The 9104-nt window shown below is 41.6% G+C and carries 7 protein-coding genes and 1 tRNA gene; 7 read left to right on the top strand and 1 reads right to left on the bottom strand.

The window, feature by feature from the left end; genetic code table 11:
* The first annotated feature begins 32 nt into the window (after positions 1 to 32).
* Together orn and EB241_RS11625 are read left to right on the top strand one after the other, a co-directional pair.
* On the top strand, positions 33 to 578 hold the full coding sequence (gene orn, locus EB241_RS11620; protein ID WP_124233337.1) for an oligoribonuclease: 546 nt from the start codon (positions 33 to 35) through the stop codon (positions 576 to 578).
* 183 nt (positions 579 to 761) lie between these two features.
* Positions 762 to 837 (top strand) — tRNA-Gly (locus EB241_RS11625).
* A 455-nt stretch (positions 838 to 1292) separates the two neighbouring features.
* On the opposite strand, the gene EB241_RS11630 is transcribed toward EB241_RS11625, so the two are convergent.
* Entirely contained in the window at positions 1293 to 1742 is a 450-nt protein-coding gene (locus EB241_RS11630; RefSeq protein WP_158612408.1) for a winged helix-turn-helix domain-containing protein, read from the bottom strand.
* 518 nt (positions 1743 to 2260) lie between these two features.
* On the opposite strand from EB241_RS11630, the gene EB241_RS11635 reads away from it, so the two are divergent.
* From EB241_RS11635 to EB241_RS11655, 5 genes are all read left to right on the top strand, one after another.
* Positions 2261 to 2836 (top strand): fimbrial protein, encoded by a 576-nt coding sequence (locus tag EB241_RS11635; protein ID WP_124233339.1) that lies wholly within the window; start codon positions 2261 to 2263, stop codon positions 2834 to 2836.
* Positions 2837 to 2974: 138 nt separating this feature from the next.
* The gene (locus EB241_RS11640; protein ID WP_124233340.1) at positions 2975 to 3694 is read left to right on the top strand and encodes a fimbrial biogenesis chaperone; all 720 of its coding nucleotides are present in this window, start codon (positions 2975 to 2977) and stop codon (positions 3692 to 3694) included.
* 11 nt (positions 3695 to 3705) lie between these two features.
* Entirely contained in the window at positions 3706 to 6288 is a 2583-nt protein-coding gene (locus tag EB241_RS11645) for a fimbria/pilus outer membrane usher protein (protein ID WP_124233341.1), read from the top strand.
* A gap of 1 nt (position 6289) precedes the next feature.
* The gene (locus EB241_RS11650; protein ID WP_124233342.1) at positions 6290 to 7267 is read left to right on the top strand and encodes a fimbrial protein; all 978 of its coding nucleotides are present in this window, start codon (positions 6290 to 6292) and stop codon (positions 7265 to 7267) included.
* 22 nt (positions 7268 to 7289) lie between these two features.
* Complete coding sequence (locus EB241_RS11655) at positions 7290 to 9095, top strand: ShlB/FhaC/HecB family hemolysin secretion/activation protein (RefSeq protein WP_124233343.1); 1806 nt, start codon at positions 7290 to 7292, stop codon at positions 9093 to 9095.
* Positions 9096 to 9104: the final 9 nt, after the last annotated feature.

A 9104-nucleotide genomic window follows, 5' to 3' on the forward strand; every position in this document is an offset into this window, starting at 1 on the left:
TTTGATGATATAAGCCACGGCGAGAAACCCTTATGAGTGCAAACGCGAGCAATTTGATTTGGATTGACCTGGAAATGACCGGGCTGGACCCTGAACGTGATCGCATTATTGAGATCGCCACGCTGGTGACCGATGCTGAGCTGAATATTCTGGCGGAAGGACCGGTTTTTGCTGTTCATCAGCCTGATGCGCAAATGGCATTAATGGATGACTGGAATGTGAAAACGCATACTAACAGCGGCCTGGTGGCGCGGGTTAAGGGTAGTCAGCATGATGAGCGAGCTGCGGAACGGGAGACTATTGCCTTTCTGAAGCAGTGGGTGCCCGCTAATACTTCGCCAATCTGTGGTAACAGTATCGGGCAGGACCGCCGTTTCCTGTTTAAATACATGCCGGAACTGGAAGCATATTTTCATTATCGCTATCTGGATGTCAGTACGCTGAAAGAGCTGGCGCGTCGCTGGAAGCCAGAGATACTGGCTGGTTTCAAAAAACAGGGTTCGCATCAGGCAATGGATGATATTCGTGAGTCCGTAGCAGAACTGGCGTACTACCGCGAACATTTTATTCAGTTGTAATCGCTGACAATGAGATGTTTTGTCTGATTTTACCGCAGGGTGCTGGAAATGACAGCGCTCTGCTTATTTAATCAGCAATCAGTATAAAAGCAGGGAAAAAATTTACCTGCGGTCTTGCAGAGGAATGATTTTCTCGTATAATGCGCACCCTGTAACGACATGTTGTTTTCAACGTTACGCTTAGCGGGAATAGCTCAGTTGGTAGAGCACGACCTTGCCAAGGTCGGGGTCGCGAGTTCGAGTCTCGTTTCCCGCTCCAATTCTTACATCGAATATGATGCCTGTCTTCATTTCATGAAATTACCATTTCACCTCCAACGCCTTTAATTGTTATATAGCCAATGAATTATCTCTGTAATTAACAAATGGCATACAGATTATCAGCATATTAAACAACGTCTTTCTCTTTCCCCTTTCAGCCAGTGTATCCGGCCACACGGTCATCAATAGCCTAACTATCAGTTATGATGCTGTTTTTTATTTTTCTGGCTGCCACTCCGTCTGAAGTGGATAAGATTATTCTGGCTTTTTATTCAAAGAGTGTGTGTTGCCAGAATAAAAACAAGAATGAAATAGAGTGTGAATATTATCTCATTTTGTATTAATGCCTTTTAACAGGATATTATCAGTGGCAACAAACGGCAGGCTGAATATCCCTCTTCATTATGAAAAGGATAAAGAGGGAAAATTATTTTAATTGTAAAAAATCGAAAATTACTGGGTTAAAAACTTCACTAAGTTTTTACACAGTTTTTTAATGCCATTACCAGGATTAACTGACTCTGACGAAGCATTCTTCTGCAACGGCGATTCAGGTATTTCAGTTATCAACACATCATCACTGATTGTCCACCCCTGCCGTGGCAGAGTCTGGATAATGTTTTTCCTGAAACCAGCATTCTTTAACTGTTTACGCAGTTCTGAAACCGTCTGATAAAGCGTATTAGGCGTAACTTCTTTTCCCAGACTTTCCCAACCCGCTTCATACAATGATTTATGGGAAACAACCTTGCCGCTATTGGTAATAAGTAGCAGAAGACACCGTGATGCAGTGCTGTATAAAGTATGTTCATCTCTGGTTTCACAACTGATGAGACGGTTTTTTCCTGGTACAAAAACGACAGTATTGTTAATAGAATACCTGGTAATTTTACTATTTCCCATAGTGTTAAACATCCTTAAAGAGGTTAATAAAAAGGTTCCAATAAAGAACTGGTACACATTAAGGAGGCCTGATGTGTCTCAACCTTTTTATGCTGTTGGTAACCTGACAGCGCTGCGTGGTATCTAAAGTGCATTCCTGATGATGTGATTTATTATCGACTATTTTCCGCTAAAGTTAAGTTTAAAACGCTTAATTAAGTTTTCTCTTTAGTGGTCGCTTTATAACGACGAAGGGATTTGAGAAGTGGTTTTCGCGATATTAAGCTTTAATCCACTTGACGAAGTGGCTGCTGTATTCAGCATAAGTTGATTCTCAAATTGATTAAGAACTATTTGATAGACTGGTTCTATTGGTTGATGATTGAATATTTTTTCTGGAAATTTATGTTTCCTTAATTAGATCTCACTTGTGGTTTTTTGTGGCTTTCTTATGTTTTCATTGTGGCTTTATGGCATAAATTGATGGCTAATGTTTCATAGGAATATACATTGTTAAATATATAATAGAGGATGTGTAAATGAATTTTTTAAATTTTAAAAAAGTAGTTATTTTGAGTTTAATTGCTGGATTTTCTTCTTCTGCAGCTACCGCTAACGATGGAACTATTTCTTTTACCGGTAGTATTTCAGACACAACCTGTATCATTTCCGGCGGCGATGATACCCAGCTTAATCAGGGGGCTGACTTTACGGTGACGCTGCCTACGGTCAGTACAACGGCTCTTAATGCTGCCAATAAATATGCCGGAGATACTAAATTCTATATTAATCTGTCAGGTGAAAACTGCACCGATGATAAAATTGCCAACGTGATATTTGAAAGGGCACAAAGCACCAATATTGATTCCACTACAGGTTTTCTGAAGAATACGGTGGCGACTACCGCTGGTGGCGCGGGCAATGTTTATATTCGCATCCTTAATAAAGATGCCACACCACTAAATTTATCCTTACAGAACACAAGTCACCAGCCAGTGACTATCAAAGATAACACCGCCAGTTTCCAGTATTGGGCACAATATGCTTCTGTGAGCGGTGCAGGCACGGCAGGTAAAGTTGCCAGCGACCTGGTTTATTCGGTGACCTACCAATAAGCAATACAGATTAACTGTATTTCTGACTATACCTCAAGGGGACTTGTGTCCCCGTTTAATCAACCCGAAAAGGATGGAAACGGTATTTTTAGCATTTACTGAGTGTATTACTGATTCTTTGCGAATGAAGGAATAATCATGTTGAAAACGATAACCTTATTGTTGGCTATTATTTATCCGGCAACGTCATTTTCTGCCATACAAATCATGGCAACCAGGGTCATTTTAAATGCAAAAGAGAATGAACAGTCATTTATTATAAAAAACACTGGAGATACTCCGTCCCTGCTTCAGTTGTGGCTGGCAGATAAGAATGACGATAGTGTGGAAATTAAAAGTAATGTTCCATTCACCATTACGCCGCCAGTTTCGCGTGTTAATGCACAAAGAAATAAAGTTTTCAGAATATTGAGTGTGGATGATGCAGCGCAATCTTTGCCGCAAGATCGTGAGAGTGTTTTCTGGATTAACGTCCTTGATGTGCCCTCAACTAAAGCAGAGAGTGAAGAGGGTAACAAACTAAATATTGCGTTCAGAACAAGGATAAAATTATTTTACCGGCCGGTCAGTCTGAAAGGAACGCCAGAGGATTCAGCAACCAGGCTGGTCTGGTCGGAAAGGAAGTCCGGTGGGGACTACATTTATAAAGTGACGAATAATGAGCCGTATCATGTTTCTTTCGCAAATTTATCGCTGAAAGCAGGAGACAAGAACGTGGCGACTATCCCCGGAGGAATGGTCGAGCCTTACTCTTCCAAAGAGTTCGTTTTTAAAGGCGTAAACAATAGCAATGTGGAAATGAGTTACAGATATATAACTGATCTTGGTGCCTTCGTTACTGGATACTATAAAAAATAAACATAACGGTTATGAAAAGAAAAAAGCCCCCTTTAGTAATATTGACTAAATTATTTTTATTATCTCTTCCTTTTTTTCAGGTAGCCTGGGCAGAACAAGCGGCAGCTGATGTTCAACGTAAAGAAAATTCAGAAAATCGTATTGTAAAGTTCAATACGGGTTTTCTGACCGCCTTCAATAAGGACATTGATCTCTCGTGGCTGGAAAATGAGAAAGGTATTAATCCTGGTAGCTATGTATTAGAGGTCTTTCTCAACGGCAAGAATTTAAAAAACCAGAGGGTTGAATTTATGATGAAGGAAGGGGAAGTTTTGCCCTGTATTTCACAAACGATCATGCAAAGAATCACCCTGGATAACAATAAAATGCCTGAGGGGTGGCAGGATCAGCAATGCCTCGATTTAGCCGGGACTATACCTGGATCGTCGGCAAATTATGATTATGAAAATGAACGACTCACGATAACCATACCGCAAATATATCTGATTGAGCAACCTGAAGGATATATTGATCCATCCCGTTGGGATGATGGGATCAACGCGCTGACTGCCAGCTATTCACTCAGTGCAAGCAGTGCACATAGCCGCAAGCAGCAAAACAGATCGATGCTCTATGGCAATCTGCTGACGACATTGCGACTTGGTGCATGGCGCTTCCATACTTACGATTCGCTGGTAGCAGGAAGCCAACAGGGTCAGAGTATTCAGCATATACAGGCCTATGCTGAGCGGGCGGTGTCGCCACTGTTATCAGAGCTGTCTCTTGGGGATCTGAGTACAAGCGGAGAATTTTTTGATACCACCTCGCTTCGTGGCGTGATCCTGAGAAGTGACGAACGGATGCTCCCCTGGACGGTAAAAGGTTATGCCCCTGAGATCCGTGGCATTGCTTACAGCAATGCGGTAGTGACAGTGAAGCAGGGAGGGAACGTCATTTATGAGCAAAATGTTCCACCTGGCGAGTTTAATATCAGCCAGATGGCCTCGCTGGGTTACGGAGGAAATTTAGAGGTAACGGTGACAGAAAGTGACGGAGTGATTCGGACTTTCCAGGTTCCCTACAGCAGCATTCCTCAATTGTTACGCAAAGGCTATTTCAGGTACTCGGTTGCAACAGGTGAGGTGCGACGTGTCGGTATATCGTCTACACCATCAATGTTTGAGTCGACCTTGCAATATGGTTTAAACAATAACATCACGGCATATGGTGGCTTACAAGCCACATCCGACAAAAGTTACAGCGCGTTAAATGGTGGTGTGGCCATCAATACCTTTTTGGGAGCAATGAGTGCAGGTGTGACCTATTCTGTGGTGCCTGCCAATTTGAAAACGGAAAAAGAAAGCTCTCTGAAAAATAACTCACAATTAAAACTGAGCTACAGCAAGCTAATCAGCGATACCCATACTAATTTCAACATTGCCAGTTATTATATGGCGGGAGATAACTTTTATACCCTGGATGAGGCCTTGCAAACCAGCGCGAGGCAATCCATCAGCGATGACTGGCATCTGGATCGCTACAGAAACCGGTTGGAAATCGCTGTCACCCAGGATCTCCCAGAGAACTGGGGACAGATGGCAATAAGTGGTTGGTGGGAAAAAAATAACAATACCGGGAAAAACAATAACAGGTCTTTATATCTCTTTAGTTACAAAAATAACTACGATGCAATAAATTACAGCATTAATGTTAATAAAACTATAACCTGGAAGGGAAAAGAAGATACGGCATACATATTAAATGTATCAATGCCCTTTGGTTTCAGAAAAGGTATTAATCGACCAAACTTGCGAGTATCAACGAGTTACGCTAATGATAATTCATTATTCCGAACTTCGTTGAGTGGCAGTACGCAGGAGGAAGATTCATCACTAAGTTTTAATACCTACTTCAGTCATTCGAGTCGTAATGACCCTAATTTTGGAATTAATGTAGCTCAAACGAACAATGCTTCACAAAAAAGCATTAGTTACAGCCAGTCGAGGATGAATTCTTCTATAGGGGCATCAATTAACGGCGGTGTTTTATTGCATAGTGACGGTATCCACTTCTCGCCATATCTTGGAGAAACCCTTGCACTCATTGAAGCTGAAGGTGCCGAAGGAGCAAGTATTATGGGGAACAGACATTCTCGTATTAAAACCGCAGGTTATGGTCTGTTGGGAAATTTAAGGCCTTATGAAGTCAATACGCTTAATCTGGATGTAAAAGGTGCACCTGTCAGCTTTGAAACCTTTGAAGAAGGCGCTGAAGTGGTACCAACCGCTGGGGCGGTAGTTAAAGTAAAATTTAATAATATAAATGAAAGTAGTAACACTTTTATTGCAAGAATAAAACAAGGCAATGGTGATTTTATACCTTTTGGATCCCAGGTATTTGATCACGAAAATAACATATCGGGGACATCGGGGCAGGGAGGAATTACGATCCTTTCTCTTTCTGTAGATTCTGAATATCTGGAAGTCAGATGGAAAGAAGATAAAAAGGCAATAGTATGCCGGGTCACTCCCGAAGAACTTAAACGCAACAAAGCACAGGCCGGGGAAGGTACATCTACGGTTACCATACAGTGCAACAAAGATAAGGGGTCCTGAAATGAGATTTAAAAAAATCATTCAGATGTCGCTTTATATAATAGTAACTATCTCAGGTATAGCATCATTCTCAGTAGGTGCCAGCTGTACTCTCACCAGCCCGGCGCTAACGGTTAATATACCAGCGCTGATGCTGTCGCCAACAGAGAAAGGAGCAGTGGGAACCAGGTTATTTTCTCGTAGTATACCTGTTTCACAAGTTGGCTATGATTGTGGTAGTGGTGTGCGATCATCATGGACATCCGCCTATACGCGCCCGGAAATATCAAAGTCATCTTTGACCAATGTTTACAATACTGGCCTTGCCGGCATTGGTATTCGTATAAAATGGCCTGCAAGCCGTGCGGATAATGCCTGGGTGCCGGGGACATATTCCTGTCAGGGGAGTTGTATTGAGCAGGCAGATGATATTTTGGTGGAGTTTGTGCAGACGGGCAATGTTTCCGGTGGCACCATCCCCGCCGGAAGTATCATTACCGTCGCAGTTTCACCTGATAATGATCCACAAAATACGTTAACTTTGCTGACTGTAAATCTTGGTTTGGTTACTGTTCAGGTATCCTCCTGTGCTATTTATGCCGACACCAATAGCGTAAACCTGGGTGATTATTCACTATCTGCAATTAAAGCATCTGGCTTTCAGGGAGATAAAAAAGATTTCACTATTACTCTGGATTGCCCGACATCTTCATCTGCAAAGATCACTTTTGAGGGAAAAAATGCATGGGGTATGAGTAGTGGGGTTATTGAAAATGCAGGAAGTGCTAAAAATGCCTATATCAAGCTCTATCAGAAAAATGTTGTACGCTATACCGAAAAGGCCTTAAATACAGCTGATAACTTCGGTAGTTCCACGGCATTTACTGGGAAACGCACTGTTACCTATGCGGGGGAAATGTATTTTGAGGATGGAACAAGAGAAAGTGTTACTGCCGGTACGGTTACGGCAAATATAATCTACACTTTGACAATAAATTGATTTTTATTGGATTCTTAATTAAATGAAAAAAAACATAATATATATTTCTTTACCTGTTATTTTATTATCACTGGGGAATGCAAATGCAGAGGATTTATCAAATCAGAGATCTTTTTTGCAACGTGATGTTTCCTTAATTAATACAAACGCAACAGATCTGCCAACTTACCGATCTTTGCCGCAACGCGATCTTGATCGACTGGAAAGGCAAAGTGAGCAGGAAAAAATAAGAAGTGAAAAGATGCGTGAGCAGCGTATACAGCAGGATAATTCAGTTCGTGATGCATTGCTCAATCCCTCAGAAAATGAAAGCAGTCACCAGTTTAAGATCAAAGAAATTCTGATCGAGGATGACGATAAATATGAATTTTCATCTGAGAGAAACGCTATTATTCAGGCTTACCTTAATACCAATATGGGCGAGCGTGAAGTTATTAACCTGGTTAAGGAATTAACCAATTTCTATATCAGTCGCGGTTATGTTACGACACAGGTCACCATTGTTCCTGGCTCATTGCGTTCTGAAAAATTGGTTCTCAAAGTTCTGTGGGGAAGTATCTCTGGTTTTCTGCACAACAATGAAGCACCGGGCTGGCGCGAAAAGACCAGATTGTTTAGTGCAATGCCATTTGCCACCGGTAATCGTCTGACAATCAGTGATATTGATCAGGGGCTGGATAATCTTCTGCGTGTTTCACCGGGCGATAGTTTGCAAATAATGCCCTCAGAAGTTAGCGGCCAGTCAATGATTAATCATCAGGGAGGGAGTATTTTTCCTCTTTCAGTTCATGTCGGTATAAATAATTCCGGTTCGCGCACCGCAGGTTGGCATCAGTACTATCTGAACACTTCCCTGCGTAATGTTCTGGGACTAAATGATACCATTGGTTATTACTATTCCTATAATAATTTGAACGCAGATACTGACAGTCAGTCTGCCAAAAGTATTTCCATGAATATTCCCTTGGGCTACTGGTCTTTTGACAGCAGTTACTATAAGTCTAAATATAATAAAGTCATTAGCGGTGCTTATGGGGGGTACGGCAGTGATGGTCAGTCAGAACGACTGTCATTTAAAGTCAGCAGAACGCTGTACCGCAATGCTGATGGAAAATTTACGGGTTATGTTAAAGCTGAAAAAAGGAGTAATGAAAATAATATATTTGGTTATCCAATTGCGGTTTCAAGTAAAAACTACAGTAACCTGAATACGGGTATTACATGGGTCGGCGGTATGGCCGGTGGCTGGGTTTATATTGATTTAAATATGACAGCTGGTGTTCCCTGGTTTAATTCCGCATGGAAAGAAGACACCGATCTTGCGGGGTTTGACATTGATTACAAGAAATATAATGGCATGTTGAGCTGGAGTAAGCGATTAGTTACCTCTCAATCTGGCAGACTCAGCCTCGATTACGAAATGAACAGTGGCTTCCAGTATAGCAATGACGTATTGGTCAGCGATGCTAAATACAGTCTGGGAGATGAGTTTACGATAAGAGGTTTTAAGGATGATATCGTTTCAGCCGATCGCGCTTTGTGGCTGGCTAATACTCTAAAATTACCGCTGATTATAAATTATGCACGCGTTAATCAGATAGCCCCTTTCGCCGGTTTTGATATAGGTATGGCCAGAAGAAATTGTCCGGCAACTGCAAGCAATTGCGATCGTGATTACATGAGTGGTGCAGCTGTTGGTCTCAAAATGAATGGCAGAGATTTTTCTGGTTCATTGACATCTGCCTGGCCCGTAAGAAAACCCGTTTCCCTCAGTAGTCGAAAAATAGACAGCCAGACAATTTATTTTAATTTAGACATTGGTTTTTAAACTTTTTAT

Source organism: Erwinia psidii, from assembly GCF_003846135.1.
Classification (GTDB): domain Bacteria; phylum Pseudomonadota; class Gammaproteobacteria; order Enterobacterales; family Enterobacteriaceae; genus Erwinia; species Erwinia psidii.

Coding starts and splice junctions, on each gene's coding strand:
- orn (WP_124233337.1), top strand. CDS start 33: ATGAGTGCAAACGCGAGCAATTTGATTTGGATTGACCTGGAAATGACC.
- EB241_RS11630 (WP_158612408.1), bottom strand. CDS start 1,742: ATGGGAAATAGTAAAATTACCAGGTATTCTATTAACAATACTGTCGTT.
- EB241_RS11635 (WP_124233339.1), top strand. CDS start 2,261: ATGAATTTTTTAAATTTTAAAAAAGTAGTTATTTTGAGTTTAATTGCT.
- EB241_RS11640 (WP_124233340.1), top strand. CDS start 2,975: ATGTTGAAAACGATAACCTTATTGTTGGCTATTATTTATCCGGCAACG.
- EB241_RS11645 (WP_124233341.1), top strand. CDS start 3,706: ATGAAAAGAAAAAAGCCCCCTTTAGTAATATTGACTAAATTATTTTTA.
- EB241_RS11650 (WP_124233342.1), top strand. CDS start 6,290: ATGAGATTTAAAAAAATCATTCAGATGTCGCTTTATATAATAGTAACT.
- EB241_RS11655 (WP_124233343.1), top strand. CDS start 7,290: ATGAAAAAAAACATAATATATATTTCTTTACCTGTTATTTTATTATCA.